General features: G+C 72.2%; 23 protein-coding genes and 1 tRNA gene. 10 read left to right on the top strand and 14 right to left on the bottom strand.

Annotated elements, in window-relative coordinates; all coding sequences use genetic code 11:
- Positions 1 to 187: 187 nt before the first annotated feature.
- Positions 188 to 261 (top strand) — tRNA-Pro (locus GA0070623_RS20125).
- Positions 262 to 397: 136 nt separating this feature from the next.
- Here GA0070623_RS20125 and GA0070623_RS20120 read toward each other — a convergent pair.
- A complete protein-coding gene (locus GA0070623_RS20120) occupies positions 398 to 1,225 on the bottom strand; it encodes a LysR family transcriptional regulator (protein ID WP_067308176.1) in 828 nt (275 codons plus the stop codon).
- A gap of 69 nt (positions 1,226 to 1,294) precedes the next feature.
- On the opposite strand from GA0070623_RS20120, the gene GA0070623_RS20115 reads away from it, so the two are divergent.
- A complete protein-coding gene (locus GA0070623_RS20115) occupies positions 1,295 to 2,026 on the top strand; it encodes an SDR family NAD(P)-dependent oxidoreductase (protein ID WP_067308174.1) in 732 nt (243 codons plus the stop codon).
- Between the two features lie 99 nt (positions 2,027 to 2,125).
- On the opposite strand, the gene GA0070623_RS20110 is transcribed toward GA0070623_RS20115, so the two are convergent.
- Positions 2,126 to 3,352 carry a chymotrypsin family serine protease gene (locus GA0070623_RS20110; protein ID WP_157517538.1) on the bottom strand — a complete coding sequence of 409 codons (1,227 nt, stop codon included), beginning with the start codon at positions 3,350 to 3,352 and terminating at the stop codon, positions 2,126 to 2,128.
- Positions 3,353 to 3,606: 254 nt separating this feature from the next.
- On the opposite strand from GA0070623_RS20110, the gene GA0070623_RS20105 reads away from it, so the two are divergent.
- Complete coding sequence (locus GA0070623_RS20105) at positions 3,607 to 4,287, top strand: M23 family metallopeptidase (RefSeq protein ID WP_067308168.1); 681 nt, start codon at positions 3,607 to 3,609, stop codon at positions 4,285 to 4,287.
- Positions 4,288 to 4,368: 81 nt separating this feature from the next.
- Positions 4,369 to 5,475 (top strand): calcium:proton antiporter, encoded by a 1,107-nt coding sequence (locus GA0070623_RS20100; RefSeq protein ID WP_067308217.1) that lies wholly within the window; start codon positions 4,369 to 4,371, stop codon positions 5,473 to 5,475.
- Between the two features lie 47 nt (positions 5,476 to 5,522).
- Here the strand turns inward: GA0070623_RS20100 and GA0070623_RS20095 are convergent, their stop codons facing one another.
- The 3 genes from GA0070623_RS20095 to GA0070623_RS20085 form a co-directional block, all read right to left on the bottom strand.
- The gene (locus GA0070623_RS20095) at positions 5,523 to 5,999 is read right to left on the bottom strand and encodes a hypothetical protein (protein ID WP_172898431.1); all 477 of its coding nucleotides are present in this window, start codon (positions 5,997 to 5,999) and stop codon (positions 5,523 to 5,525) included.
- Positions 6,000 to 6,296: 297 nt separating this feature from the next.
- Positions 6,297 to 6,755, bottom strand: a complete 459-nt coding sequence (locus GA0070623_RS20090; protein WP_067308166.1) for a lamin tail domain-containing protein — start codon at positions 6,753 to 6,755, stop codon at positions 6,297 to 6,299.
- Between the two features lie 142 nt (positions 6,756 to 6,897).
- Positions 6,898 to 7,581 (bottom strand): histone deacetylase, encoded by a 684-nt coding sequence (locus GA0070623_RS20085; RefSeq protein ID WP_231932496.1) that lies wholly within the window; start codon positions 7,579 to 7,581, stop codon positions 6,898 to 6,900.
- A gap of 201 nt (positions 7,582 to 7,782) precedes the next feature.
- On the opposite strand from GA0070623_RS20085, the gene GA0070623_RS20080 reads away from it, so the two are divergent.
- The gene (locus GA0070623_RS20080) at positions 7,783 to 9,159 is read left to right on the top strand and encodes a diguanylate cyclase domain-containing protein (protein ID WP_407938005.1); all 1,377 of its coding nucleotides are present in this window, start codon (positions 7,783 to 7,785) and stop codon (positions 9,157 to 9,159) included.
- Between the two features lie 115 nt (positions 9,160 to 9,274).
- Here GA0070623_RS20080 and GA0070623_RS20075 read toward each other — a convergent pair whose 3' ends face one another.
- Complete coding sequence (locus GA0070623_RS20075; protein WP_067308160.1) at positions 9,275 to 10,333, bottom strand: aspartate-semialdehyde dehydrogenase; 1,059 nt, start codon at positions 10,331 to 10,333, stop codon at positions 9,275 to 9,277.
- Between the two features lie 5 nt (positions 10,334 to 10,338).
- A complete protein-coding gene (locus GA0070623_RS20070; RefSeq protein ID WP_067308157.1) occupies positions 10,339 to 11,604 on the bottom strand; it encodes an aspartate kinase in 1,266 nt (421 codons plus the stop codon).
- Positions 11,605 to 11,917: 313 nt separating this feature from the next.
- On the opposite strand from GA0070623_RS20070, the gene GA0070623_RS20065 reads away from it, so the two are divergent.
- Both GA0070623_RS20065 and leuA read left to right on the top strand, forming a co-directional pair.
- Positions 11,918 to 12,742 (top strand): hypothetical protein, encoded by an 825-nt coding sequence (locus tag GA0070623_RS20065; RefSeq protein WP_231932494.1) that lies wholly within the window; start codon positions 11,918 to 11,920, stop codon positions 12,740 to 12,742.
- A gap of 273 nt (positions 12,743 to 13,015) precedes the next feature.
- On the top strand, positions 13,016 to 14,767 hold the full coding sequence (gene leuA / locus GA0070623_RS20060) for a 2-isopropylmalate synthase (protein WP_067308155.1): 1,752 nt from the start codon (positions 13,016 to 13,018) through the stop codon (positions 14,765 to 14,767).
- Between the two features lie 90 nt (positions 14,768 to 14,857).
- Here the strand turns inward: leuA and GA0070623_RS20055 are convergent, their stop codons facing one another.
- Positions 14,858 to 16,291, bottom strand: a complete 1,434-nt coding sequence (locus tag GA0070623_RS20055; protein ID WP_067308152.1) for an MFS transporter — start codon at positions 16,289 to 16,291, stop codon at positions 14,858 to 14,860.
- A gap of 107 nt (positions 16,292 to 16,398) precedes the next feature.
- Between GA0070623_RS20055 and GA0070623_RS20050 the strand changes: the two genes are divergently transcribed.
- Together GA0070623_RS20050 and GA0070623_RS20045 are read left to right on the top strand one after the other, a co-directional pair.
- The gene (locus GA0070623_RS20050; RefSeq protein WP_067308149.1) at positions 16,399 to 17,058 is read left to right on the top strand and encodes an HNH endonuclease family protein; all 660 of its coding nucleotides are present in this window, start codon (positions 16,399 to 16,401) and stop codon (positions 17,056 to 17,058) included.
- Positions 17,040 to 17,504 (top strand): hypothetical protein, encoded by a 465-nt coding sequence (locus GA0070623_RS20045; protein ID WP_067308146.1) that lies wholly within the window; start codon positions 17,040 to 17,042, stop codon positions 17,502 to 17,504. Before GA0070623_RS20050 ends, GA0070623_RS20045 begins: the two co-directional genes overlap by 19 nt.
- A gap of 107 nt (positions 17,505 to 17,611) precedes the next feature.
- Here the strand turns inward: GA0070623_RS20045 and GA0070623_RS20040 are convergent, their stop codons facing one another.
- The 5 genes from GA0070623_RS20040 to GA0070623_RS20020 form a co-directional block, all read right to left on the bottom strand.
- The gene (locus GA0070623_RS20040; RefSeq protein ID WP_067308207.1) at positions 17,612 to 18,688 is read right to left on the bottom strand and encodes an ABC transporter ATP-binding protein; all 1,077 of its coding nucleotides are present in this window, start codon (positions 18,686 to 18,688) and stop codon (positions 17,612 to 17,614) included.
- Positions 18,689 to 18,810: 122 nt separating this feature from the next.
- Complete coding sequence (locus tag GA0070623_RS20035; protein WP_067308143.1) at positions 18,811 to 19,797, bottom strand: ABC transporter ATP-binding protein; 987 nt, start codon at positions 19,795 to 19,797, stop codon at positions 18,811 to 18,813.
- A 145-nt stretch (positions 19,798 to 19,942) separates the two neighbouring features.
- Complete coding sequence (locus GA0070623_RS20030; protein ID WP_231932493.1) at positions 19,943 to 21,058, bottom strand: ABC transporter permease; 1,116 nt, start codon at positions 21,056 to 21,058, stop codon at positions 19,943 to 19,945.
- A complete protein-coding gene (locus GA0070623_RS20025; RefSeq protein WP_067308141.1) occupies positions 21,055 to 22,062 on the bottom strand; it encodes an ABC transporter permease in 1,008 nt (335 codons plus the stop codon). Before GA0070623_RS20025 ends, GA0070623_RS20030 begins: the two co-directional genes overlap by 4 nt.
- A 99-nt stretch (positions 22,063 to 22,161) precedes the next feature.
- Entirely contained in the window at positions 22,162 to 23,838 is a 1,677-nt protein-coding gene (locus GA0070623_RS20020) for an ABC transporter substrate-binding protein (RefSeq protein WP_089004136.1), read from the bottom strand.
- A 724-nt stretch (positions 23,839 to 24,562) separates the two neighbouring features.
- Between GA0070623_RS20020 and GA0070623_RS20015 the strand changes: the two genes are divergently transcribed.
- Positions 24,563 to 25,147: a hypothetical protein gene (locus GA0070623_RS20015; protein WP_089004135.1), complete on the top strand. Its 585-nt coding sequence runs from the start codon at positions 24,563 to 24,565 to the stop codon at positions 25,145 to 25,147.
- Positions 25,148 to 25,346: 199 nt separating this feature from the next.
- On the opposite strand, the gene recR is transcribed toward GA0070623_RS20015, so the two are convergent.
- Positions 25,347 to 25,940 carry a recombination mediator RecR gene (gene recR, locus GA0070623_RS20010; protein WP_067309855.1) on the bottom strand — a complete coding sequence of 198 codons (594 nt, stop codon included), beginning with the start codon at positions 25,938 to 25,940 and terminating at the stop codon, positions 25,347 to 25,349.
- Positions 25,941 to 25,942 lie beyond the last annotated feature (2 nt).

Raw genomic sequence — 25,942 nt, 5'->3', positions numbered from 1 at the left:
CGACACGCCGTCAACACTGCGCGAAATCGCAATCTGATCATGGAGCCGGTGGGGTGACCCGGTCGGCAGCAGGGCGGAACCGGGCGACGGAGGGCCATCAGAGACACCCCCGGCCCCGAGAGGCCGGGGCCGGGGGGTACCGAGTTTGATCGGCGGAGCGGGTGGGCTACTATTTCACCGCACGCCTCGGGGTGTGGCGCAGCTTGGTAGCGCGCTTCGTTCGGGACGAAGAGGTCGTCGGTTCGAATCCGGCCACCCCGACAGAGGTCAGAGGGCACATCCGATCCATGGATGTGCCCTCAAGTGCTTATGTACAGCAGTGACGTAAAAGCGGGTCCATGGTGCTGGGCGCGGCCGGCGGGCAGGTGCTGCGCGTTGCTGCGGCGGTGAGCCGGTGTCAGGCTGCAACCGCCGCGCGGACGAAGGCGGCGACCTCGCGCGACGTGCTGGTCTGCGACCAGGCGAGGACCAGGGTGGCCGGGTCGGCGTCCAGGACGGGCCGGCTGATCAGGCCCGGGGGCAGGTACTCGCCTACCGATTCCGGGACGACCGCGATCAGGCGGCCGAGCTGGATCAGGTGCAGCAGTTGGTTGCCGTCGGCGACCGGGTGGCCGGTGACGCCGGGGCGGGCTTCGGGCCAGCGGGGCATCGGCTCGCCGTGCAGGTCGGCCATCGATACTGTGGCGCGTTCGGCGAGCCGGTGGCCCTCGGGCAGCAGCACGACCTGGTCCTCCGTGTGCAGGTCGTCGCTGTCCAGGCCGGTCAGGTCGTTCTGCGGCCGGTGCAGCAGGGCGAGGTCGGCGCGGCCGTCGCGGACCATGGCGGCGCGTCCGCCGACCCGGAAGTCGAGGTCGACCGGGACGGCGTCGGGAGATGCCGCGTAGCGGTCGAGGATGGTCCGCAGCAGTCCGGCGTCGCCGCCGGGTTTGAGGGCCAGGGTCAGGCGCGGGGTGGTTCGGGCGGCTTTTCGGGTACGCCGGATCGCCGCCTCGACTGCGTCGAGCGCGCTGCGGGCCTCGGTGAGCAGCACCTCGCCGGGCGGGGTGAGGTGGACCGCGCGGCTGGTGCGTTCCAGCAGCGTGACGCCCATCCGGCGTTCGAGCAGGCGGATCGCTCGGGACAGGGGTGGCTGGGCGATGCCGAGGCGCTGTGCGGCGCGGCCGAAGTGCAGTTCCTCGGCGACCGCGACGAAGTAACGCAGTTCGCGCGTCTCGACGTCATCCATACCGCCAAGGTATCGCCACGGATCGGTTCGGTCCTGGTCCGCAGGCGCTGCCGGTGCTGGGCTGGGTGCATGAGTGGAGCACGCATCGCGCTGGTGACCGGGGCGAACAAGGGGATCGGGCGGGCCGTCGCCGAGGGCCTCGCCGAGTTGGGGATCACCGTGCTGGTCGGTGCCCGGGACCCGGAGCGGGGAGCGGAGGCGGCGGCGACGATCGGGGGCGCGTCGGCGGTCCGGCTGGACGTGACCGATCCGGCCGGGGTCGCCGCTGCTGCGGAGGAGATCGGGGCCCGGTTCGGCCGGCTGGACATCCTGGTCAACAACGCGGGGCTCGGCGGTGACCTGACGGCGCAGGCACCGGGGGCGGCCCGGCTGGACGGCATCCGTGAGGTGTTCGAGACGAACCTGTTCGGGGTGGTGACGGTGACCGAGGCGATGCTGCCGCTGCTGCGCCGCTCGGCCGGGGCGCGGATCGTGAACGTGTCCAGTGGCACGTCGTCGATGGCGTGGATGACCGACGCGACGCACTATCTGAGCCGGATGCCGGCGTCGCTGGGTTATCCGGTGTCCAAGGCGGCGTTGAATATGCTGACCGTGCAGTATGCGAAGGCGCTGGCCGGGGACGGGATCCTGGTGAACGCGATCGCACCGGGCCCGTGCGACACCGATTTCGCCAAGGGGCTGCCCTTTCAGCTGTCCCGGACGCCGGCCGAGGGCGCGGCGGTGGTGGTGCGGCTGGCCACGCTGGGGCGGGAGTGCCCCAGCGGCGGGTTCTTCGACGACGACGGGAAGGTGCCGTGGTGAGACGGTCAGGGGCCACTCCCGGCAACAGAGAGTGGCCCCGGCCCGGTCGGGGACGACGGCGGCACGGTCACCCGTGCCCGCCGGACCCCGTCGGTCAGGTCAGGACGGGTTCAGTTTGATGGCGAAGCCGTTGAAGATCGACCACACGTCGACCCAGGCCAGCCCGGTGGTGCACCCGGACGCGTTGCAGCCGTAGCCGTAGCTGACGATGCCGTTGAGCTGGCGGGAGTTGGGGTCGTTGAGGTAGATGACCGGCCCGCCGCTGTCGCCACCGCGACCGACGATGCCGCCGGCGTTCGGTACGCCGTAGCTGCCCCAGACGGTGGTGCCGTTCACGACCCAGCTGGCATTGCCCGCGTACACCGTCCTGATGTTGCAGACGACCTTCGAGTTGTATCCGAGCTGGCAGAGGAAATCGCCGACCGCCACATTGCGTACGCCGTTGAGATAGCGGGAGTAGCCGGTCGCGTCGAGGCCGTCCCAGGTGTACCGGTTCGTCGGCGCCTCGATGAATAGCGAGTCGAGATCGGCCCGCTTGTACTTGACCTGGCCGATGTAATTGCCGCCGGCCGCCGACACGTTGTCGCCGACGTTGTAACAGTGACCGGCGGTGACCAGCCACTGCCGGCCGTCCCAGGTGCTGACGGCGGGGATGCCGCTGGTGCAGTAGGACTCGCTCCCGTAGGCCGGCCCGAGGGCTGCTCCCGCATAGAACGGGGAGGTGTCGTTCCAGCGGCTCAGCGGCTTCGACGGCGGCGCCTGCCGGATGCGGATCTCGGTGGCGTCGGCGGTGGCTCGCCGCTGCGTGACGGCCGGCGAGGCGAGGTAGGCGTGCGCGGCCTCGGTGTCGTCCACGGCGAGTTCGATGACGCTGCCGTCGACCGAGCTGCCCGCCAGGCCGACGGTGAAGGGCAGGTCGGTGCGCTCGGTGAGGGCGGTGATCTCCTGCCGGAGCTGCTGCCGGGACTTCCTGCTCTGCACCACGTTGATCAGCCGGGTGTCCACCCTGGGGTTGACCCGGCGGACCGCGGCGATGAAGGCGCGTCCCTGCCGCACGTCGGTCAGGTAGACGTTGATCGACCGGTAGTCGGCGGCCATCTCGACCTGCGTGTAGATGTCCGCCCGGGTGCCCTGCCCGACCTGGGCCACGGCGTCGGCCGCCAGCCGCAGCGGTTCGAGCACCGTGGCCTGTCGTTCCGGCGTCATGGCCGCCACCGCCGCGACGCTCAGCGGTCTCGGTGCTGCCGCGTTGGCCGGCACGGCCATGAACGGCAGTACGACACCCACGCCCACCAGGGCAATGATTCTTCGGAGCGAATTGTTCATCTGCACCCTCTCGATAAATGGCGATTGCCCGCCATCGAGAGCATCATCTATTGATTTACGTCAGGCAATACGTCCGCCTGTCGGGTGATGGACTGAACGCCACCGCACCGGCCCGACCATTCGGAACGCGCGTACTGTTTTCGCCGAAGGAATTGTCCGGCCGATGTGGAACGTCACGAACGGGCCGGATTCGCCCCCGGGATGCCGGTGGCCGTGGCGTCGTACCGTGGGCGTCCCACCCGTGGAGGAGCCCGATGTCGATCCCCGATCCGGTCGTGCTCGCCCTGCCGTTCCGGGGCACCTGGCTGGTGCAGAACAGCCCCGCCCGGCGGGTGCCCAGCCACGGCACCGACCTCTTCGCCACCACGTACGCGATGGATTTCGTGGCGGTGCGGGGGCGACGGACGGCGACCGTCCGGGACTGGCGGACGCTGCTGGCGACCGAGCCGCCGCAGCGGTTCCTCGCCTTCGGGCGGCCGGTCCTCGCCCCCGCCGCCGGCCGGGTGGTCGCGGTGCACGACGGGGAGGTCGACCACGAGGCCCGGCGGTCGCCGACGACGCTGCTGGCCTACGCGCTGACCCAGGCGGCCCGGGTCCGCCGGGGCGCGGGCGCCGTCGCCGGCAACCACGTGATCGTCGAGCTGGCCGGGCGTCAGGGGTACGTCCTGCTCGCCCACCTGCGCGCCGGGTCGGTCCGGGTGGCGGTGGGCGACCCGGTCGACGTCGGGCAGGAGCTGGGCGACTGCGGCAACTCGGGGAACTCCACCCAGCCGCACCTGCACCTACAGGTGATGGACGCCGCCGACCCGTACGCCGCCCGGGGCTTGCCGATGGCCTTCCGGCACTACCGGTCGTGGCGGCGACCGGGTGACCCGCCGGTCGAGGTCGACCGGGGCGTCCCGGGCGAGGCGGCGGTGGTCGAGCCGGGGCGGTGACCGCGCGGACCACCACGCGCGTGGCGGCGTCCGCCGCCCGGCACGGCGCGACGACCCGGTTTTCCTGGCAAGGTGTACGGCATGCCCGCGCTGCTCCGCCCCCGGATGTCCGACTGGACGGTGGTGGTGCCCGTCCTCGCGGTGCTGCTGCTGCTCGTCACCTGGAACCGCGAACTGCCGGGTCCGCTGGTCGCGGTGGTCGCCGCCTTCCTGGCCGGCGCGGTGCTGGCGGCCGTGCACCACGCCGAGGTGGTGGCGCACAAGGTCGGTGAGCCGTACGGCTCACTGGTGCTCGCGGTGGCGGTGACGGTCATCGAGGTCGCCCTGATCGTCACCCTGATGATCAGTGGCGGCGACAAGACCCAGGCGCTGGCCCGGGACACCGTCTTCGCCGCCGTGATGATCACCTGCAACGGCATCCTCGGGCTCTCCCTGCTGCTCGGCGCGCTCCGGCGGCGGGTGGCGGTGTTCAACCCGGAGGGCACCGGCGGGGCGCTGGCCACGGTGGCGACCCTCGCCACCCTGAGCCTGGTGGTGCCGACCTTCACCACCAGCAAGACCGGCCCGGAGTTCTCCCCCGCCCAGCTCGCCTTCGCCGCCGTGGCGTCGCTCGCGCTGTACGGGCTGTTCGTGATGGTGCAGACCGGCCGGCACCGGGACTACTTCCTCCCGGTGACCGGTGACGGCAGCGCGCCCGACTCCGACGGCGACGGGCACGCCGATCCGCCGTCGACGCGGACCGCCGTGACGAGTCTGGTGCTGCTCCTGGTCGCCCTGGTCGCCGTGGTGGGCGACGCGAAGACCGTCTCCCCGACCATCGAGGCCGGGGTCGCGGCGGCGAACCTGCCGCAGGCCTTCGTCGGGGTGGTCATCGCGCTGCTGGTGCTCCTGCCGGAGACCCTCGCCGCCGCCCGCGCGGCCCGGCGGGACCGGGTGCAGATCAGTCTCAACCTCGCGCTCGGCTCCGCGATGGCGAGCATCGGCCTGACCATCCCGGCGATCGCGCTCGCCTCAATCTGGCTGGACGGGCCGCTGCTGCTCGGCCTCGGCGGCACCCAGTTGACCCTGCTGGCGCTGACCGTCGTCACCGGGGTGCTGACCGTGGTGCCGGGCCGGGCCACCGTCCTCCAGGGCGGGGTGCACCTGGTGCTGCTCGCGGCGTTCGTCTTCCTCGCCGCCAGCCCCTGACCCGGCGGTGACGCCGCAGCGGCCGGGCGGTACCGCCCGGCCTGCGGTCAGTCGTCGTGGCGTTCGGTGCGGGCCACCTCGCTGAACGCCGCCTCCAGACAACCGGCGAACGGGATCCCGGTCACCTCGAGCAGGTCGGTCACCAGCAGCGGGGCGTGCCGGGCGACGGTCACCGGATCGGGCGAGGCGTCGCCGTCAGCCGGATCGTAGATCCCGAGCGCGCCGGCCAGCAGCACCAGCACGACGTGCGGATCGACGTCGGGCTGCCAGGTCTCGGCCGACCGGATGCAGTGCTCCAGCACCCGCCGGATGTCGCTGCCGTCGAGCCCGTCGGGGTGCGCCTGTTCCAGCAGGAGCCGGACCATCCCGCCGAGGACCAGCCCGGCGCGGTCGGCACCGGCGAGCCGGAGCACGGCCCGGTCGTACGTCGCGCCGTCGTGGGCCTGTGCGGCCTCCACCGCTTCGGTGGCGGCCACCGCGATCTCGCGGGCCGGAGTGGGTAGGTGTCGCCAGGTCACCGTCACCCGCCCAGCATGGCAGAAACGACCGATACGCACCGGCCCGCAGGCCCGGGGCAGGACCGGCGGGGAGGCCAGGGTGGGGTCGGCGAGGAGGCCCGAGGCCCGGGTAGGGCCGGCGGGGAGGCCCGGGCGGGGTCGGCGGAAGGTGGAGACGGGTCGACCGCCCCGGGAACCGGCCCGCGACCCCCGGTGCGAGGAGTCGCCGGCCACCTTCCCGGGACGGTCGGACGATGTCCGGAGTACGCCCCTCAACGCTCCGGTCACCGTGGGTACCGTGCGGGCCGTCACCGGCCCCGGTGGTCAGCAGTACGTGTAGCTGCCCTTGCTCCCCCAGCTGCAGGAGTCGATCCTGCTGCCGGCGGAGTTGCGCAGGTAGGCGGTGTCCCCGGTGTTGTTCCAGACGTAGTTCCCGGAGCCCCAGTACCGGTGCGCGGCGGTGTTGGTGCCCTTACCGGTGTGGAGGTAAACGCTGGCGCCCTTGGCGAGCCGGAAGTCGCCGGAGAACGTGTAGACGTGGTTGGACTTGTCGCGCACCGTCCAGGACTTCAGGTTGAGCGTGCTGCTGCGCCGGTTGGTCAGCTTGACGTACTCGGCGTTCAGGCTGGTGTTGGAGCGGTTGTCGGTGCCCGGGGAGTCGTAGTAGACCTTCGTGATCTCCACGGCCGGCGTGGCGGCCTGGGCCGGCGCGGCGACGGCGAGCGAGCAGCCGACGGCGACGGCGAGCGCTGCGGTGAATCCGACGAGCCTGTTGTTCTTCACACGTACCCCCACAGGTTCACGGGCCGGTGTCGGAGGACGCCGACCGCGGAAAGTGGGCCGAGGCTATCGGTGCCGACCGTCAACTGTGGACTCGAAAGGCGTCGCGCCGGCAAACCGGTCCGCCAGTCCCGGCAGTGGGACCTTAATGGCGATCATGGACGACGCGATCGTCCGGCGGCGGCGTCCCTTCCACCGACCCGCACTCCCCCGCCGGGTGGAGCAGGGCGGCCAGCCGGGGGCGGGTCCAGTGGCCGGCGATCCCCGGCCGGTCGGCCAGGTAGTCGACCGTCCCGGCCGGCGACCAGCCGTGCGCCTCCCGCAGCCCGTCGGCGATCATCCGCAGGTAGACCGGCGCGGGCGGGGTCCACGTCACGTCGGCCGCCCGCCACGGCGCGGTGAAGGTGAGCATCGGCAGCCCGTCGCGGGTGCCGACCCGCAGCAGGGTCTCGTAGCGTCCCGGCCCGAGGGCGGCCCGGCCGTCGGCCACCGCCACGTCGAGCGCGGGCAGGTCGTCGCCGGGTGGGCGGTACATCTCCTGGGCGGCGAGGTCGGCGAACTGTGCCCGGCTGAGCAGGTAGCCCCGGGCCGCCGCTTCGCCGGGCAGCGCCGGGTCGTAAAAGGCCATCCCACCGGTCCAGGCCCGGGACTCCCCGGCGAAGTAGACGCCGCCGGGAATCCGCACCGGCACGGTCCGGCGCGGTGGTCGCCGGTCCCGACAGCCGGGGTACGACCGCAGCCCGCCGGGCGGCCGGCCACCGGCGAGGTAGTAGCCGAGCCGGGCGGCGTGCAGGTTCGAGCCGTAGGCGACGTACCACAGCAACTCCACCCCGGCTCCTCCCCGCGCGCCCGGGTTCCCACGCTATCGACCGGCGGCCGGGGCACGCGTACCGTAAATGATCTTGTCATGGGCGGTCCGTTCCCTGCTGAGTACGCTTGGTCGCAGCTCCCGGCATCCGCCGGGTCCTGCGCACCTGGGAAGAACGTGGATCACGAGCGAGTCCTCCGGGACGTCACGGTCCGGCTGCCGATGGCGTCGACCCCGGCCGAGGCCTGCCGGTGGACGGTGACCGCGCTCGCCCGGTACGTCCCCGCCACGGTCGCCGTCCTGCTCCAGGTCCACGACCGGCTGCGCTGTGTCGCCGCGACCGGCGCCTGGCAGGTCTTCTCCGCCGTCCCGCCCAAGTCGGGCATCGTCGGCCGGGTGTACGCCTCCGGCGCGGGGGCCACCGTCGCCGACGTCGGCGCCGACCCCGACTACCTGCCGCTGCGCCCGGACGTCACCGCCGAGGTCTGCGTGCCGGTACGCGACCCGGCGGGCCGACCGGTCGGCGTACTCGACCTGCAGTGGAGCGGGCCGGTGGAGCTCGCCCCGTGGCGGGAGACCGCCGAGCGGGTCGCCGAACGCCTCGGTGCCCGGATCACCGCAATGGGCGGGCCACCCGCCGAGAGCCGCAGCGAGAAGCTGCTCCGGCACGCCACCGCGATGACCTCCGCCCCCACCGACTGGGACCTGATGACCGCCGCGCTCGCCGCCGCCCGCGAGGTCTCCACCCTCTCCGCCGCCGTGCTGGTGCTCGCCGGTCGACGCGGTCCCCGGCTCGGCGCACCCACCGGCACCCCCGGGGAGCTGGAGTCGCGGGTGCGGGCCGCCCTGGCCGACGCACCGGCCGAGCAGCTCGGTCGGCTCGTCGCACGCGCACACCGGTACGGCGCGGCGTACACGCTGGGCGAGGCGGGGTGCCCGCCCACCGAGGAGCATGCCGCCCTGGCCCGCGCCGGGGTCCGCACCCTGGTCTCGGTGCCGGTCGGCCCGCCGGACGGCGGCGGGGTGCTGCTGGTCGCCGACGACCGGCTGCTGCGCCCCGACCCGACCACGGTCAACCTGATGGAGCTGCTCGCCGGCCAGGCGTGGGGCGCGTTGGAGCGGCTGCGCACCCTGGCCCAGCTCCGCGAGCAGGCCAGCCTCGATCCACTCACCGGGCTGCCGCACACCGGCACGTTCGGGCGGCGGATCGCGGCGGCCAGCCCCGGCAGCACCGCGCTGCTCGCCATCGACGTGGACGGCTTCAAGACGGTCAACGACACCTACGGTCACCAGGCCGGGGACCGGCTGCTGGTGGGGCTGGCCCGCGCCCTGGAGGCGGCCCTGCGGCACGGCGACGAGCTGTACCGCACCGGGGGCGACGAGTTCGTCGCGGTGATCCAGGTGGGCCACCCCGACGAGGCGGTCCGGATCGCCGGACGGCTCGTCGAGGCCGCCCGCCGTACCGGCCGGACGATCAGTGTGGGGGTGGCCCTCCCCCACCCGGGCGAGCCGGCGGACCGCACCCTGCACCGCGCCGACCAGGCCCTCTATGCCGCCAAGAGCCGGGGGCGGGACACCGTGCACCTCGCCACCCCGTGAGGCGGTGCGGGCCGGTCCCGGTGAGCGCCAGGCACGGGCGGGCCGGTCCCGGTGACGGCAGGGCACCGGCGGGCGACAGGCACGTCCCGGTGACCGCGAGGGACCGGCGGGCCGGTCAGCGGGAGCGGTCCCGGACGACGAGTTCGGCGATCTGGGCGGTGTTGAGGGCGGCCCCCTTGCGGAGGTTGTCGCCGGTGACGAAGAGGTCGAGGGCGCGCGGGTCGTCGACGGCGCGACGGATCCGGCCGACCCAGGAGGGGTCGGTGCCGACCGCGTCGATCGGCATCGGGAACTCACCGGCCGCCGGGTCGTCGACCAGGATCACGCCGGGGGCGTTGCGCAGCGCCTCCCGGGCGCTCTCCGCGTCCACCTCGACGCCGAAGACCGCGTGCACCGCGACCGAGTGGCCGGTGACCACCGGCACCCGTACGCAGGTGGCGGAGACCTTCAGGTCGGGCAGGCCGAGGATCTTGCGGGACTCGTTGCGGATCTTCATCTCCTCGGAGGACCATCCCTGGTCGACCAGCGAACCCGCCCACGGCACCACGTTCAACGCCAGCGGCGCCGGGAAGGGCCCCAGCTCGTCGCCGACCGCCTGCCGGACGTCGCCGGGTCGGGAGCCGAGCACCCGGTCCCCGGCGACCTTGCCGAGCTGCCGCTGCAACGCGTCCACCCCGGCCTGACCCGCCCCCGACACCGCCTGGTAGGACGCGAGCACCAGCTCACGCAGGCCGTACTCGCGGTGCAACGGGGCGATCGCCACGATCATGGTCAGCGTGGTGCAGTTGGCGTTGGCGAGGATCCCCCGGGGCCGGTGGCGCACCTGGTCCGGGTTGATCTCGGGCACCACCAGCGGGACGTCCCGCTCCATCCGGAAGGCACCGGAGTTGTCCACCACCACCGCGCCCCGGTCGACCGCGATCGGCGCCCAGTGCGCCGACACCTCGTCGGGCACGTCGAAGACCGCCACGTCGACGCCGTCGAACGCCTCCGGGGTGAGCGCGCCGACGGTCAGCTCCTCCCCCCGGCAGCGCACCGTGCGCCCGACCGAGCGGGCCGAGGCGATCAGCCGGATCTCGCCCCAGACGTTGCGCCGGGAGGAGAGCAGGTCACACAGCACGGTGCCGACGGCCCCGGTCGCCCCGACCACGGCCAGGGTGGGCAGCGACGCCACCGGGGCTACCGCCCGGTCCCCGCGTACACCACGGCTTCGGCGTCGCCGCCCAGCTCGAACTGGTCGTGGATGGCCCGGACCGCCCGGTCGAGATCGGTGTCCCGGCAGACGACGGAGACCCGGATCTCCGACGTGGAGATCATCTCGATGTTCACCCCGGCCGCGCCGAGGGCGGCGAAGAAACCGGCCGCGACACCCGGGTGCGAGCGCATACCCGCGCCGATCAGCGACACCTTGCCGACGTGGTCGTCGTAGAGCAGGCCCTTGAACTTGACCGGCTCCTGGATCTTGCTGAGCGCGGCCATCGCGGTCGGCCCGTCGGCCTTGGGCAGGGTGAACGAGATGTCCGTGCGGCCGGTCCCCTCGGTGGAGACGTTCTGCACGATCATGTCGATATTGATCTCGGCACCGGCCACGGTGTCGAAGATGCTGGCGGCGGCCCCCGGCTCGTCGGGCACCCCCACGATCGTGATCTTCGCCTCGCTGCGGTCGTGGGCAACCCCGGTGATCAGCGCCTGTTCCACGGGAAGGTCCTCCATCGATCCGGTGACCATGGTGCCGGTGTTGGTCGAGTATGACGAACGGACGTGGATCGGCAGCCCCGCGCGGCGCGCGTACTCGACGCTGCGCAGGTGCAGCACCTTCGCGCCGCAGGCGGCCAGCTCCAGCATTTCCTCGTACGTGATGTGCTTGATGTGCCGGGCGTTCGGCACGATCCGCGGGTCGGCGGTGAAGATGCCGTCCACGTCGGTGTAGATCTCGCAGACATCGGCGTGCAGCGCGGCGGCGAGCGCCACGGCGGTGGTGTCCGAGCCGCCCCGGCCCAGCGTGGTGACGTCCTTGGTGTCCTGCGAGACCCCCTGGAAGCCGGCCACGATCACCACCGCGCCCTCGTCGAGCGCTCCCTTGAGCCGGCCCGGGGTGACGTCGATGATCCGCGCCCGGCCGTGCGCCGAGGTGGTGATCACACCGGCCTGCGAACCGGTGAACGAGCGGGCCTCGTACCCCAGGTTGTGGATCGCCATGGCCAGCAGCGCCATCGAGATCCGCTCCCCGGCGGTGAGCAGCATGTCCAGCTCACGGCCCGGCGGCAGCGGGCTGACCTGGTTGGCCAGGTCGAGCAGCTCGTCGGTGGTGTCGCCCATCGCGGAGACCACCACCACGACGTCGTCGCCGGCCTTGCGGGCGGCGACGATCCGCTCGGCCACCCGCTTGATCCGCTCGGCGTTGGCGACGGAGGACCCGCCGTACTTCTGCACCACGAGTGCCACGACGGCGCACTCCCTCCCAGCGACGACCCTGAGCGTGCCGACGCCGCCGGCTGAAGTCCGGCGGCGCGTGTCAGACCACCCCAGGGTATCGGGCGGTACGCGAGTGCGGGTCAGGTGATCCCACCATCCGGCGCAGGTCGCCGATCTGGACGGCGTCGCAGGCGGGGTCGGCAGCGGCCCGCACCCGGCCCGCACCCGTCGCGTCCGGGGCGGTGACACCGGCGCGCACCCGTCACGCGCGGGGCGGTGACGCCGGCGCGTACCCGTCACGCACGGGGCGGTGACGCCCGGCCGCCCGGCGCAGAATGACCCGGTGCATGACCGCCCGCGTCGTTTTCTCCGCCGGCCGACCGGCGTCCCGACCCCGTTCCGGCCGGTGCTGCCGCTACCACCGGTGCTGCCGGCGCTGCTGGTGCTGCTGGTGCTGCTGACCGGCTGCGCCGCCGACGGCCCGGGCGCGCCGCCGACCGCGCCGGTCTCCGATCCGGCCCCCGCCCCGGGAGACACCGCCCGGGAGGAGCTGGCCGCGCTGGCCGCCGCCGCCCGGGACCGGCACCTGACCGCCCGGTACACCCTGTCCGGCACCGGCGGACCGACCCGCGACATCACGGTGACCAGCGCGAACGACGGCAGTTGGCGGGTGGACGTGCCCGGGGGCGCGCTCGGCGGGACGGCCGACATCGCGCTCGCCGCCACCCCGGCCGGGCTGTTCCAGTGCGCGCTGCCCTCGGCCGGCCGTCCCGATCCGGCGACCTGCGCACGGCTGGGCGACCGCGACGACGCGGTGCCGCGCCGGCTGGATCCCCGGGTGCAGCACCCGTTCACCGACTGGCTGGCGGTGCTCACCGACCGGCGTACCGCGCTGTCGGTCTCGGCCGCGACCGCACCGGCCGGGGTGCCCGGAAGGTGCTACGCGGTGGAGAGCACCGCCGCCTCGCTGACCCCGCCGCTGGACGTCGGGATCTACTGCTTCGCGCCGGACGGCACCCTCACCTTCGTCCGGGCGGCGCTGGGCACGCTGACCCTGGCCGGACCGCCCGGCCCGGCTCCGGACACGGTGCCGCTGGCCGGGCCGGTGGTGGCCGGCGAGCCGCTGGGGCAGCAGGCGGCGTCCGCGCCCAGCCCGGGGACATCCTGACCAGGGCTGGAGACCTCTGGGTGCGATTCCCATCTCATAGTCCGGACCCGCCTTCCCACCCCCCGTCTCATCACGTAGGGTCACCCTGTCATGTGGCGGGCGTACCTTCTCCTTGGTCGCCGCGACGGGGCCTGACCGGCCGGCACCCCGTCGCGGAGTCGAACCGCGCCGTCCAGCAGATCCGAACCACTTCTCGGCAGCCGTCCGGGCACCGCCGCCCGGCGCCGACACCTTCGCATGCTGACGCCACCTGACCCACGGGAGCACTCCGTCATGGCTCAACCTTTCACCGACGTCGAGACCGACCCGATCGCCCGGCAACGTCCCAGCCGGATGCCGTACCAGCGCTACCAGCCCTACCACCAGCAGTTCCGGATCGACCTGCCGGACCGCACCTGGCCCACCCGGCACGTCGAGGCCGCCCCCCGCTGGTGCGCCGTCGACCTGCGCGACGGCAACCAGGCGCTGATCGACCCGATGTCACCGGAGCGCAAGCGCCGGATGTTCCAGCTGCTGGTGCAGATGGGCTACAAGGAGATCGAGGTCGGCTTCCCGTCGGCCAGCCAGACCGACTTCGACTTCGTCCGGCAGCTCATCGAGCAGGACCTGATCCCCGAAGACGTCACCATCCAGGTGCTCACCCAGTGCCGGGAGCACCTGATCGAGCGGACCTTCGAGTCGCTGCGCGGTGCCCGCCGGGCGATCGTGCACTTCTACAACTCCACCTCCACCCTCCAGCGGCGGGTGGTCTTCGGCCTGGACCGCGACGGCATCGCCGACATCGCCACCCAGGGCGCCCGGCTCTGCCGCAAGTACGCCGAGATCCACACCCCGGACACCGACATCTACTACGAGTACTCGCCCGAGTCGTACACCGGCACGGAGCTGGACTACGCGGTGGAGGTGTGCGGCAAGGTCATCGAGGTGATCGACCCGACGCCGGACCGCAAGCTGATCATCAACCTGCCGGCGACCGTCGAGATGGCCACCCCCAACGTGTACGCCGACTCGATCGAGTGGATGCACCGGCACCTGCCCCGCCGGGACAGCCTGGTGCTGAGCCTGCACCCGCACAACGACCGGGGCACCGGGGTGGCCGCCGCCGAGCTGGGCCTGCTGGCCGGCGCCGACCGGATCGAGGGCTGCCTGTTCGGCAACGGCGAGCGCACCGGCAACGTCGACCTGGTCACCCTGGGCCTGAACCTGTTCTCCCAGGGCATCGACCCGATGATCGACTTCTCCAACATCGACGAGATCAAGCGGGCTGTCGAGTACTGCAACCAGCTGCCGGTGCACGAGCGCCACCCGTACGCCGGGGATCTGGTCTACACCGCCTTCTCCGGCTCCCACCAGGACGCCATCAAGAAGGGCCTCGACGCGCTGGCCAGGGATGCCGAGGCCGCCGGGGTGCCGATCGACGACTTCACCTGGGGGGTGCCCTACCTGCCGGTCGACCCCAAGGACCTGGGCCGCACCTACGAGGCGGTCATCCGGGTCAACTCGCAGTCCGGCAAGGGCGGCGTGGCGTACATCATGAAGTCCGAGCACCAGCTCGACCTGCCGCGCCGGCTCCAGATCGAGTTCTCCGGCGTCGTCCAGCAGGTCACCGACCACGACGGTGGCGAGGTCGAGCCGGGCACCATGTGGCAGATCTTCGCCCGCAACTACCTGCTCGACCACCAGGTCGACCCGGTCCTGACGCTGGCCGGCTACACGATCTCCACGGTCGACGGCAAGGTCGAGATCGAGGCCCAGGTGACCGTGGACGGCACGGCGCGCACGCTCACCGCCATCGGCAACGGCCCCATCGACGCGTACGTCAACGCACTCCAGTCGGTGGGGGTGGCGGTACGGGTGCTCGACTACCACGAGCACGCGCTCTCCTCCGGCGGCGACGCCCGGGCCGCCGCCTACGTGGAGTGCGACATCAACGGCCGGACGGTCTGGGGCGTCGGCACCGACCCCAACATCGTCACCGCCTCCATCAAGGCCGTGACCAGCGCCACCAACCGCGCCCGACACTGACTCCAGAGCCCCCTGCGGGGCGGCGATCCCGCAGGGGGCCGGCAGTTGCCGGCACAGCTAGGCGGCAGACCCGCTAGGCAGGAGGCCCGGCTAGGCGGCAGGCTCGGCGCGGGGCGGACGGTGGACCAGCAGCGCCGCCAGCAGCGCGCCGCCGAGCAGCAGGCCGGCGCACCAGGCCATCGCGCCCCGGAACGCCCCGGTGAGGGCGGCGGCCTGCTCGTAGCCGGTGCCGGAGAGGCCGACCAGCAGTGGCAGCGCGGCCACCGCGAGCAGGCCGCCGGTACGCGACGCGGCGTTGTTGAAGCCGCTGGCCACCCCGGCGAACCGGTCCGCCACGGCGGCCAGCACCGACGCGGTCAGCGGCGCCACCACCAGGGTCAGCCCGATCCCGAACAGCAGCACCCCGGGCAGCACGTCCCACCAGTACGACGCGCCCGGCCCGACCCGGCGCAGCAGCAGCAGGCCGGCGGCGGCGACGACCGGGCCGACGGTCAGCAGCAGCCGGGGGCCGATCCGCGCCGACAGCGCCCCGGCCCGCGCCGAACCGAGCAGCAGCAGCACCGTCATCGGCACGGTGGCCAGCCCGGTCCGCAGCGCCGACCAGCCGACGACGTTCTGCAGGTAGACGGAGAGGAAGAAGGTGAACCCGCTCAGCGCGGCGTAGACCAGCACGGTGAAGACGTTCAGCACCGAGAAGAGCCGGCTGCCGAAGATCGTGGTGGGCAGCATCGCCCCCTCGCCCCGGTGCCGTTCCAGCAGCACGAAGGAGACCGCGGCGAGGACACCGGCACCGGCGGCGAGCAGCACCGGCCAGGAGCCGGCCCCGCGTACCGGGGCGTCGATCAGGGCGTAGGTGAGCCCACCCAGGGCCGCCGCGCCGAGCAGCGCACCGGCGATGTCGAACCGTCGACCGGCGCTGCGCGAGACGTTCTCGTCCCGGCTCTCCGGCACCCAGCGCACCGCCGCCAGCAGCACGCCGACCGCGAGCGGCAGGTTGATGAAGAAGATCCACCGCCAGGAGAGCGCGTCGATCAGCCAACCGCCGACGAACGGCCCGAGCGCGGTGGACACGCCGGACAGCCCGGACCAGGTGCCGATCGCCCGGCCCCGGTCGTCGGGGTGGAAGCTCGCCTGGAGCACCGCCAGCGAACCCGGGGTGAGCAGCGCGCCACCCGCGCCCTGGAGGAACCGCGCGGCGATCAGCTGGCTGGTGTCCTGGGCGAGCCCGCAGAGCACCGAGGCGACCGCGAACCAGACCACTCCGATCAGGAAGATCCGCCGCCGGCCGAACCGGTCCCCCAGCGACCCGCCGAGCAGGACGAAGGCCGCCAGCATCAGGGCGTACCCGTTGACCGTCCACTGGAGACCTGCCACGGTGGCGTCGAGTTCGGCACCCAGCCGGGGAAGCGCCACGTTGACCACGGTGCTGTCCAGGAAGACCATGCCCGAGGCGAGGATGGCGGCGAGCAGTGTCCCCCGCCCGGCCGGGGTACGGATGCGCAGTGCGTGAGCCGGTGCGGTCATGGGTACCAATCTGCCCGGGCCGGGCCGGAGACGCCACGAAACGCGGAAACCGTGCTTGGGTACTGTGCGGGATCGCCGGAAGCCCGCAAGCTGGAGAGGTGTCGTCTGTGCGTACCAGATCAGGAGGCCGCGCGGCGGTGGCGGCGGCCCTTGCCGCGCTGCTCGCCCTCGGCGTGGGTGGTTGTGACGTCTCGGTGGAGGAGCCGGAGGCCCCTCCCGCCAACTCCGGCAACGTCGGTGAGCAACTCTCGGAGTTGACCGTCGCCGAGGCCGGCTCGATGAAGGGCTACAGCCGGAACCGCTTCCCGCACTGGCGGGACACCGGCAAGAACTGCGACGTCCGGGACAGCGTGCTCCAGCGGGACGGCAAGGACATCCGTCTCTCCGGCTGCAACGTCGTCGGTGGGCGGTGGGAGAGCGTCTACGACGGGCGGACCTTCACCGACCCCTCCGACGTGGACATCGACCACATGGTGCCGCTGGCCAACGCGTGGCGTTCCGGCGCCGACGAGTGGGACGACGCCAAGCGGGGTGACTTCGCCAACGACCTGACCCGGCCGCAGCTCTTCGCGGTCTCCGCCAGCTCCAACCGGTCCAAGGGTGACCAGGACCCGTCGCAGTGGAAACCGCCGAACCGCGCCTACTGGTGCACGTACGCGGAACACTGGGTAGCGGTGAAGCACCACTGGCGGTTGACGGTGACCAGCGCCGAGAAGGCCGCCATCAGCGACATGTTGGGGGGGTGCACATGGGCGAGCAAGCGGTGACACCGACCGGTCCGGACGGCGACGCCGGGCCGGCCGCCGACACCGGGGGCGGTTCCGGGGCGGACGGGGGCGGGGTCGACCGGGCCGCACCGGCGACCGGGGCGACCACCGCCGGGATGACCGCCGACGGCAGACCCGCCGCGTCGGCCGGGGTGCCCGGCGCGGGGATGACCGCCGACGCCGGCGGCACCGGCACGCCCCGGGAGCTGACCGCCGACCTGGTCCCCGGCCCCGGCGGGGTGATGACCGACGAGGTGGGCGTGGTCACCGGCGAGCTGACCCTGCTCACCCGGTACGCCGACGGCCAGGTCACCCTCACCGTGCAGTACAAGGACGCCGACGAGTGGTACGCGGTGACCGGCGGGACCGCCAAGCTGGCCGACCCGGCCGACCTGGACGCGGTGCACACCGTCGCGGTCGCCCTGCTGCACCGCCCCGAGGGCTGACCGGCACCGTGCTCACCGTCGGCGCGGGTGACACCGCGCCGACCGGGCGGGACACGACGACGGGGGCCGCCTTCCCGGACCCGGGGAAGGCGGCCCCCGTCGTGTGCTCAGGGGGTGGGGATCAGCTCCCCGGGGTCACCCGGCGCACCGCCGTCGTCCGGTCGGACGAGCTCCGGCTCCACCTCGTGCGGGCGGAGCCGACCGGCGGCGATGTCCTCGGCGAAATGGCAGGCCACCCGGTGCCCGCCGACCACCTCGCGCAGCGCCGGTCGCTCGTCGGCGCAGCGGGTCGGCTGCGCCCACGGGCACCGGGTGTGGAACCGGCAGCCGGGCGGCGGGTTGGTCGGCGACGGCAGGTCACCGGCGAGCAGGATCCGCTCCCGGCGGTCCTCCACCAGCGGATCCGGCACCGGCACCGCCGACATCAGCGCCTTCGTGTACGGGTGCATCGGCTCCCGGTAGAGGTCGTCGCTGGTCGCCTCCTCCACCAGCCCGCCCAGGTACATCACCCCGACCGTGTCGGCGATGTGCCGGACCACCGCCAGGTCGTGCGCGATGATCAGGTACGTCAGCCCGCGCTCGTTCTGGAGGTCCTCCAGCAGGTTGAGCACCTGGGCCTGGATCGACACGTCCAGGGCGGAGACGGGTTCGTCGGCGACGATCAGATCCGGGTCGAGCACCAGCGCACGGGCGATGCCGATCCGCTGCCGCTGCCCGCCGGAGAACTCGTGCGGATACTTGCTCAACGCCGAGGCGGGCAGGCCGACCGCCTTCAGGGTGTCCCGCAGCCGCTGGCTGGTCGCCTCCTTGTCGTCGGCCAGCCCGTGCGCCTTGAGCCCCTCCACCAGCAGCGACTCCACCGACTGCCGGGGGTCCAGGCTGGACAACGGGTCCTGGAAGATCATCTGCATCCGGCGGCGGGTCCGGCGCATCGCCTCGCCCTTGAGCGCCCGGACGTCGGTGCCGTCGAAGACGATCTCGCCGTCGGTCGGTTCGACCAGCCGGAGCAGGCCCCGGCCGAGCGTCGACTTGCCGCACCCCGACTCGCCGACCAGCCCGTACGTCTCACCCGCGTTGATCGACAACGACACGCCGTCGACCGCGTAGACGTATCCGACGGTACGGTCGAAGAGCAGGCCGCTCTTGATCGGGAAGTGCACCTTGACGTCGCGCAACTCGATCAGCGGCCGCTCCGCCCCGGCCCGCCCGGTTCCGGTGTCCTCCCGCGCTCCGGTCGGCGCGGTCGCGGCGGGTGCGGCTGCCGTCGGCTCGGCCACGGTGTCGTCCTCAGGTCCGGTCCGCTCGGTCACGGCACCGCCACCTCCTCCGAAACGGGGTTGTTGCATCGCAGGTCGCCGCCGGAGGCGGTGGGCTCCAACGGTGGCGGGCCGTCCAGGCAGGCGTCCACCACGTTGTCGCAGCGGGGTGCGAAGGCGCAGCCCTCGACCCACGGGATGTTGTCGGCCACCGAGCCCCGGATCGCGTGCAGCCGTTCGCCCCGCACCGAGTCGAGCCGGGGCACCGAGCTGAGCAACCCGTGCGTGTACGGGTGCCGGGGCCGGGCGAACAGGTCGTGCCGGGCGGCCCGCTCCACCACCTTGCCGCCGTAGAGCACGTTGACCGTGTCGCAGAGGCCCGCCACCACCCCGAGATCGTGGGTGATCATGATGAGCGCGGTGCCGGTCTCGTCCACCAGCTGCTTGAGCAGGGTGAGGATCTGCGCCTGGATGGTCACGTCCAGCGCGGTGGTCGGCTCGTCGGCGATGAGCAGCCGGGGCTTGCAGGCCAGCGCGATGGCGATCAGGGCGCGCTGCCGCATGCCGCCGGAGATCTGGTGCGGGAACTCCGTCAGCCGGCGGTCCGGGTCCGGGATGCCGACCGCGTCGAGCAGCTCCCGGGCCTCCCGCAGCGCCTTGCGCCGGTCCATTCCCCGGTGCCGTTCCAGCACCTCGGCGACCTGCACCCCGATCGGGATGACCGGGTTCAGCGAGGAGAGCGGGTCCTGGAAGATCATGCCGATGTCCCGGCCCCGCCGGTCCCGCAGGTCGTCCGGGCGGAGCCCGAGCAGGTCGGTGCCCTCGAACAGCACCTCGCCGGTGACCCGGTTGCCCCGCTTGGGGAGCAGCCCCATGATCGCCAGGCTGGTCACGCTCTTGCCGCAGCCGGACTCACCGACCAGGCCCACGGTCTGCCCCGGCTCCACGGTGAAACTGACCTGGTCGACCGCGGTGAACGGCCGTTCGCCCCGCCGCTGGAACACCACGCTCAGGTCGCGTACGTCGAGCAGGCTCATCGGGTCACTTCCTCACTGTGCTGGTGGTTCGCTCCCGACCGCGGTCGCCGGCCCGCCGGGCTCCCGCCCGGCCCGGGGCGACCGGCCACCCCGGCCCGCCGTACGGCCGGTCGTCCGGGTCGTACCCCGGCCCGCCGCACCGCCGTCACCGCCGGTTCTTCGGGTCGATCGCCTCGCGCATCGCCTCACCGAGCAGGGTGAAGCCGAGCGCGACCACGATGATCGCCAACGCCGGGTAGTAGGCCAGCTCGGGGCGGACCTCGAAGTAGCGCTGGCCGTCGACACCGAGCATCAGGCCCCACTCGGCCCGGTTGATGTCCGGGTCGCCGAGGCCGAGGAAGGACAGCGCCGCCGCGTCCAGGATCGCCACCGCGAAGGTCAGGGTGGCCTGCACGATCACCGCGGTCAACGAGTTGGGCAGCATGTGCCGCAGCACGATGTTGCGTTCCTTGACGCCCAACGCCCGCGCGGCGAGGACGTGGTCGCTCTCCCGCTGGGCCAGCATCGAGCCGCGTAGCAGTCGGGCGAAGATCGGCACGCTGACGATGGCCACCGCGAAGATGACCGTCCACTGGCTCGACCGGCTCGCCATCGCGACCAGGGTGATCGCCAGCAGCAGGCTGGGCAGCGCCAGCATCACGTCGGTGAGCCGCATCAGCACCACGTCGACCCAACCGCCGAAGGCCCCGGCGACCGCGCCGAGCAGCACGCCCAGGGTCAGGCCGATCAGGGTGGCGAGCACGCCGACGAAGAGGGTCTGCCGGCTGCCGTGGATCATCCGGGAGAGGAAGTCCCGGCCGAGCGGATCCGAGCCGAACGGGTGCCCGGCGGTGGCACCCGGGATGCTGTCCACCGTCAGGTCCCGGGTCAGCTCGTCGAAGCGCTGCACCGGGTCGTGCGGGGCGATCAGCGGGGCGAAGAGCGCCACCAGCACGAACAGCCCGACGATGACGAAGCCGACGATGGCCACCGGGTTGCGGCGCAACCGGCGCAGCGCGTCCCGGTAGAGGCTGACCCCGCCCTGGTCCGCGGTGGCCCGGGCCAGCTCGTCGAGCCGGGCCCGCTTGCGGTCGCCGAGCCGGCCGATGCTGCGCTCCCGCAGCTCGGCCGGACTGCCGCCGGACCGGTCGGCGGGGGTGCCGGCCGGGTGGTCGGCGGGGGTGCCGGCCGGGTGGTCGGCGGGGGTGCCGGCCGGGTGGTCGACGGGGCTGTCGCCGGTGCGGGGCTTGCCCACGCCGGGACGGGTGGTCGGATCGCTCATCGCACACGCACCCTCGGGTCGATGAAGGCGTAGGAGAGGTCGACCAGCAGGTTGACCACCACGAAGACCAGCGCGGCGAGCAGGATGATCGCCTGGAGCACCGGGTAGTCCCGGCCGCCGCTGATCGAGTCGGTGATCAGGGTGCCGAGGCCGCCCCAGTTGTAGACCTTCTCGGTGAGCACCGCACCGGAGAGCAGCGCGCCGGTCTGGAGGCCGATGGTGGTGACCACCGGCAGCAGGGCGTTGCGCAGGATGTGCCGGCCCCGGATGGTGCGGTGCCGCAGGCCCTTCGCCTCGGCGGTCCGCACGTAGTCCTCGTTGAGCACGTCGAGCACGCTGGCCCGGGTGATCCGCACGATCACCGCCAGCGGGATGGTGGCCAGCGTGATCGCCGGCAGGATCAGGTGCCAGAGCGCGTCGGCGCTGGCGTCGAACTCCCGGGTGAGCAGGCCGTCCAGGACGTAGAACCCGGTCACACTGGTGTTGTCCATCCCGGTGCTGATCCGCCCGGACGGCGGGAACCAGTGGATGTCCTGGGTGAGTACGTCCTTGAGCAGGTAGCCCAGGAAGAAGATGGGGATCGAGATGCCGAGCAGGGTGCCGGCGATGGTCAGGTTGTCGAGGAGACGGCCCCGGTAGCGGGCGGCGAGGTAGCCCAGCGGCACGCCCAGACCGACCGCGATGATCATGGCGGCGACGGCCAGTTCGATGGTGGCCGGGAAGGCGCGGGCGATGACGTCGGTGACCGGGTCACCGGTCCGGATCGAGTTGCCCAGGTCCCCGGTGAGGACCCGCTGCATGAACTTGCCGTACTGCACGAGGATCGGCTGGTCGTAGCCGAGCGCCTTGATCAGCAGCGCCCGGCGTTCCGGGGTGGCCCGCTCGCCGAGCAGCGCCTCGACCGGCCCACCGGGCAGGTTCCGCAGCCAGACGAAGATCAGCGCGGACAGCGCTATCAGCGTCACCACCAGCTGCAGCAGGCGGCGGACTATGACTCGCAACATCTCTCACACACCAGACTCTCGATGGTCGCGGCATCGGCCCGGGTCGGCACTTGCTCCCGACCCGGGCCGATGCACGCCTACGGCGTCAGCCGACTGACGTCACTTGTTGACGCTGACCGTGTTGAACCGCTCGTCGGTCAACGGGCTGGCGATCATCCCCTGCACGTCCTTGGTGACGACGATGGCCGGCGGGGCGTGCCAGACCGGCACGGCCGGCAGCCACTTGGCGGCGATGTCCCGGTTGACCTGCTCCCAGGCCGCCTTCTTGCCCGCCTCGTCGACGGTGCCGTCGGCCTTGGCGATCGCGTCGAACATCTCGGTCATGGCCTGGTCGCCGAACTCGACCTTGCCCCGGCCGAAGAAGGTGCCGACGAAGTTGCCCGGGTCGTTGTAGTCACCGGTCCAGCCGAGGATGTGCAGGTCCTGCTTGCCGAACTGCTGCACGTCGTCCTTGAAACCACCGTTCCACGGACGCGGCACACCGTTGACCTTGATGCCGACGGCCTGCAGGTCGTTGGCGAGAACGGTGAAGATCTCCTGCGGGTTCGGCATGTACGGCCGGGAGACGTCCGGCGGGTAGTAGAAGTTGAGGGTCAGCCCCTCGGCGCCGGCCTCCTTGAGCAGCTGCTTGGCCTTGTCCGGGTTGTGCTCGTACTTCTGCACGTCCGGGGCGTAGCCGAGCACGGTGTCCGGCATGAACTCGTCGGCGACCTTGGTGCCACCCGGGCCCTTGGTCTGGACGAGCTGCTCGCGGTTGAGGGCGTAGGCGATCGCCTGCCGCACCCGCAGGTCCTTCAGCTTCGGGTTCTTCTGGTTGATGCCCAGGTAGAGGATGTTGAAGGCCGGGCGGTCGAGGACCTGGAAGCCCTCACCGGAGAGCGCCTTGCGGTCGGCCGGGGCCGGGAAGTCGATGCCCTGGACGGTGCCGGCCCGCAGCTCCTGCTTACGGGTGTTCTCGTCCTTGATCACCTTGATGATGACCTTGTCGACCTTGGCCTTCTCGCCCCAGTAGTCGGGGTTCCGGTTCAGGGTGATCTCGTTCTTGGCCTTGTCCCAGCCGCCGAAGGTGAACGGGCCGGTGCCGACCGGGGTGGTGGTCGCGAACGAGCTGTACTCGAAAGAGTCGCCGTTCTGCTTGACCGTGTCGGCGTCACCCTTCTTGAGGGCCTCCGGGCTGGCGATCGAGAGCGCGGTCAACGCGAAGGCGCCGGGGAACGCCCCCTTGTACTTGTTGAGGGTGACCACGGCGGTGCCGTCGTCCTTGGCCTCACACTTGTTGTAGAGCGCCTCGCCGGCACCCTCGGCCTCGTTCTTGGCGAACCCGCCGAAGACGTCCTGGTAGTAGATCATCTGCGACTGGGCGGCGGCGCCCTTCATGTTGTACCAGCGGTCGAAGTTGTAGCAGACCGCGGCGGCGTTGAAGGGGGTGCCGTCGTGGAACTTCACGCCCTGGCGGAGCTTGAAGGTCCAGACCTTGCCGTCGGGGTCGTGCTCCCAGCTCTCGGCCAGGCCACCTACCAGGTCGGCCGTGCCGGGCTTGTGCTGGACCAGGGTGTCGTACATCTGCCGGACCGGCCGGAACGACTCACCGTCGTCGTTGAAGATCGGGTCGAAGTTCTTCGGGTCACCGGCACCGGCGAAGATGAAGGTGCCGCCCGTCTTGGCCTCGCCACTGCTGTCATCGCCGCGGTCACTCTCCGCACAGCCGGCCGCGCCGACCGCCAGGGCTGCAACGGCCACGAGGCTCACGGCCGTCCTTAGCCTTCTCGCCTGCATCTCTCACCTCTGTCATCCGCCTGAACAACGCCGGTCCATGGCTCGGTCCGTGAGCGGGAGGCTATGACACGACACACCGAAGCGGAACGGCCGTTAGGCAATCGCTACCAAGCCGACACCAACCGCTTTGTCTGACACCGGCAGATCCCGCAACAAACGGGACTGTCACAGCGACGCTGCGGCGCGATGTGGGGAAATCGGCGGATAATCCGAAACGGCTTGCCGACGCTGCTCACCCACCGTCACCCCGCCCCCTCCCCCGCTCCGCGCGGGCCACCCGGGTGCCCGACAGACCCCCGGATGTCCGGTCCGGCGGCTGCCCACGGGGGTTTTCGCCGGCTCCGAGCGCGGAGGGGTCGGTGTCCGGTGACCGGCGGCACCTACGGGTCGGAATCCCGGCCGGGTCGACGGCGTTACACCCTGCGTACGACCGCAGCAGCACCCCCGCCGGCGGCTCCCCAGCCGGCGGATCCCCAACCCGGCAGGTCCCACCCCCGCCTGGCAGGTCCCGTCACCCCCGGTGGAATGACCCGGGGCCGCCGGTCGTTACACCTGACTCGGCACGAGAGGCCGCCCCCGGGCAGGCCCCGCCGCACCCCCGCACCCCACCCCCGCACGAGCGCCCGACGTGGTGCCCACACCCGCCGCGCCAGTCCCCCCGGACCGGCGCACCCCGACCCCCGCCGGCCGGGAGCCAGGGTGTCGACCCCCGAAGGAGCCCCCCATGAACACCACCATCCTGCGCAAGACCGCCCTCGGCATCGCCGGCCTCGCCTTCACCGGCGGCATCCTCGCCGGCCCCACCACCCACGCCCACGCCACCACCCCCACCGCCGGCACCACGACCGTCCAGGCCGACAAGTCCGCGAAGGACAAGCTCATCCCGCACGGTGTGCAGGGCGAGCAGTCCCGCATCGACCTCGACGACGAGCAGACCGCCAACGTCAAGGCCATCATCGCCGCCACCAAGAAGACCGGCATGGACGAACGCGCCGCCGTCGTGTCCATCGCCACCGCCCTACAGGAGTCGAAGCTGGAGAACCTCGGCCACCTCGGCGACCGCAACGACCACGACTCCCAGGGCCTGTTCCAACAGCGCCCCTCCTCCGGCTGGGGCACCGTCGAGCAGATCACCGACCCCGAGTACGCCACCACCGCGTTCCTCAAGGGCCTCAAGCAGGTCGACGGCTGGCAGGACATGCCCCTGACCAAGGCCGCCCAGACCGTCCAGGTCTCCGCCTACCCCGACCACTACGCCCAGTGGGAACAGCAGGCCGCCGACCTCGTCACCCAGCACTGGAACAGCTGACCCACCCCGCACCCTCGAAAGACGTCGTTGGCCGGCACCCCACCGTGGGTGCCGGCCAGCGGCATGTCGCAGTGAATCGTGGAGAGTTGTTGCCGCCCCAGCAGCAAAAACTCTCCACGAACATGGGACGGCGGAACGCAGCGACCACCTACCCGGCGACGGTGGGCAGCGCCGGACCACCCACCGGGCGCAGGGGGTTTCAGACCGCGCGGCGCCCCTCGAAGGCCCGGCCCAGGGTGATCTCGTCGGCGTACTCCAGGTCGCCGCCGACCGGCAGGCCACTGGCCAGCCGGGTGACCGCGATCCCCATCGGCTTGACCATCAGCGCCAGGTACGTCGCGGTCGCCTCGCCCTCGGTGTTCGGGTCGGTGGCGAGGATCAGCTCGCGGATCGTGCCCGCGCTGAGCCGGCTCATCAGCTCCCGGATGCGCAGGTTGTCCGGGCCGATCCCCTCCAGCGGGTTGATCGCCCCGCCGAGCACGTGGTAGCGGCCCCGGAACTCACCGGTCCGCTCGATCGCCACCACGTCCTTGGGCTCCTCGACCACGCAGATCACCTCGTCGGTGCGGCGCGGATCGCGGCAGATCCGGCACTGTTCCGACTCGGCGACGTTGAAGCAGGTGGTACAGAACCGGACCAGGTCCTTGACCTTGCGCAGCGCGCCGGCCAGCCGGTTGACGTCGGCCGGATCCGCCGACAGGACGTGGAAGGCGATCCGCTGGGCACTCTTCGGGCCGACGCCCGGCAGCCGCCCCAGCTCGTCGATCAGGTCCTGGATGGCACCCTCGTACATCC

The sequence above is a fragment of the Micromonospora rifamycinica genome, from assembly GCF_900090265.1.
Classification (GTDB): domain Bacteria; phylum Actinomycetota; class Actinomycetes; order Mycobacteriales; family Micromonosporaceae; genus Micromonospora; species Micromonospora rifamycinica.
Note: the sequence above shows the minus strand (reverse complement) of the source record. Positions and strands in the feature narration are given on the sequence as shown.

Bases quoted from the DNA above. Each gene is read 5' to 3' on its own strand.
- GA0070623_RS20120 (WP_067308176.1), bottom strand. From the start codon at position 1,225: ATGGATGACGTCGAGACGCGCGAACTGCGTTACTTCGTCGCGGTCGCC.
- GA0070623_RS20115 (WP_067308174.1), top strand. From the start codon at position 1,295: ATGAGTGGAGCACGCATCGCGCTGGTGACCGGGGCGAACAAGGGGATC.
- GA0070623_RS20110 (WP_157517538.1), bottom strand. From the start codon at position 3,352: ATGAACAATTCGCTCCGAAGAATCATTGCCCTGGTGGGCGTGGGTGTC.
- GA0070623_RS20105 (WP_067308168.1), top strand. From the start codon at position 3,607: ATGTCGATCCCCGATCCGGTCGTGCTCGCCCTGCCGTTCCGGGGCACC.
- GA0070623_RS20100 (WP_067308217.1), top strand. From the start codon at position 4,369: ATGCCCGCGCTGCTCCGCCCCCGGATGTCCGACTGGACGGTGGTGGTG.
- GA0070623_RS20080 (WP_407938005.1), top strand. From the start codon at position 7,783: ATGGCGTCGACCCCGGCCGAGGCCTGCCGGTGGACGGTGACCGCGCTC.
- leuA (WP_067308155.1), top strand. From the start codon at position 13,016: ATGGCTCAACCTTTCACCGACGTCGAGACCGACCCGATCGCCCGGCAA.
- GA0070623_RS20055 (WP_067308152.1), bottom strand. From the start codon at position 16,291: ATGACCGCACCGGCTCACGCACTGCGCATCCGTACCCCGGCCGGGCGG.
- GA0070623_RS20045 (WP_067308146.1), top strand. From the start codon at position 17,040: ATGGGCGAGCAAGCGGTGACACCGACCGGTCCGGACGGCGACGCCGGG.
- GA0070623_RS20035 (WP_067308143.1), bottom strand. From the start codon at position 19,797: ATGAGCCTGCTCGACGTACGCGACCTGAGCGTGGTGTTCCAGCGGCGG.
- GA0070623_RS20030 (WP_231932493.1), bottom strand. From the start codon at position 21,058: ATGAGCGATCCGACCACCCGTCCCGGCGTGGGCAAGCCCCGCACCGGC.
- GA0070623_RS20025 (WP_067308141.1), bottom strand. From the start codon at position 22,062: ATGTTGCGAGTCATAGTCCGCCGCCTGCTGCAGCTGGTGGTGACGCTG.
- GA0070623_RS20020 (WP_089004136.1), bottom strand. From the start codon at position 23,838: ATGCAGGCGAGAAGGCTAAGGACGGCCGTGAGCCTCGTGGCCGTTGCA.
- GA0070623_RS20015 (WP_089004135.1), top strand. From the start codon at position 24,563: ATGAACACCACCATCCTGCGCAAGACCGCCCTCGGCATCGCCGGCCTC.
- recR (WP_067309855.1), bottom strand. From the start codon at position 25,940: ATGTACGAGGGTGCCATCCAGGACCTGATCGACGAGCTGGGGCGGCTG.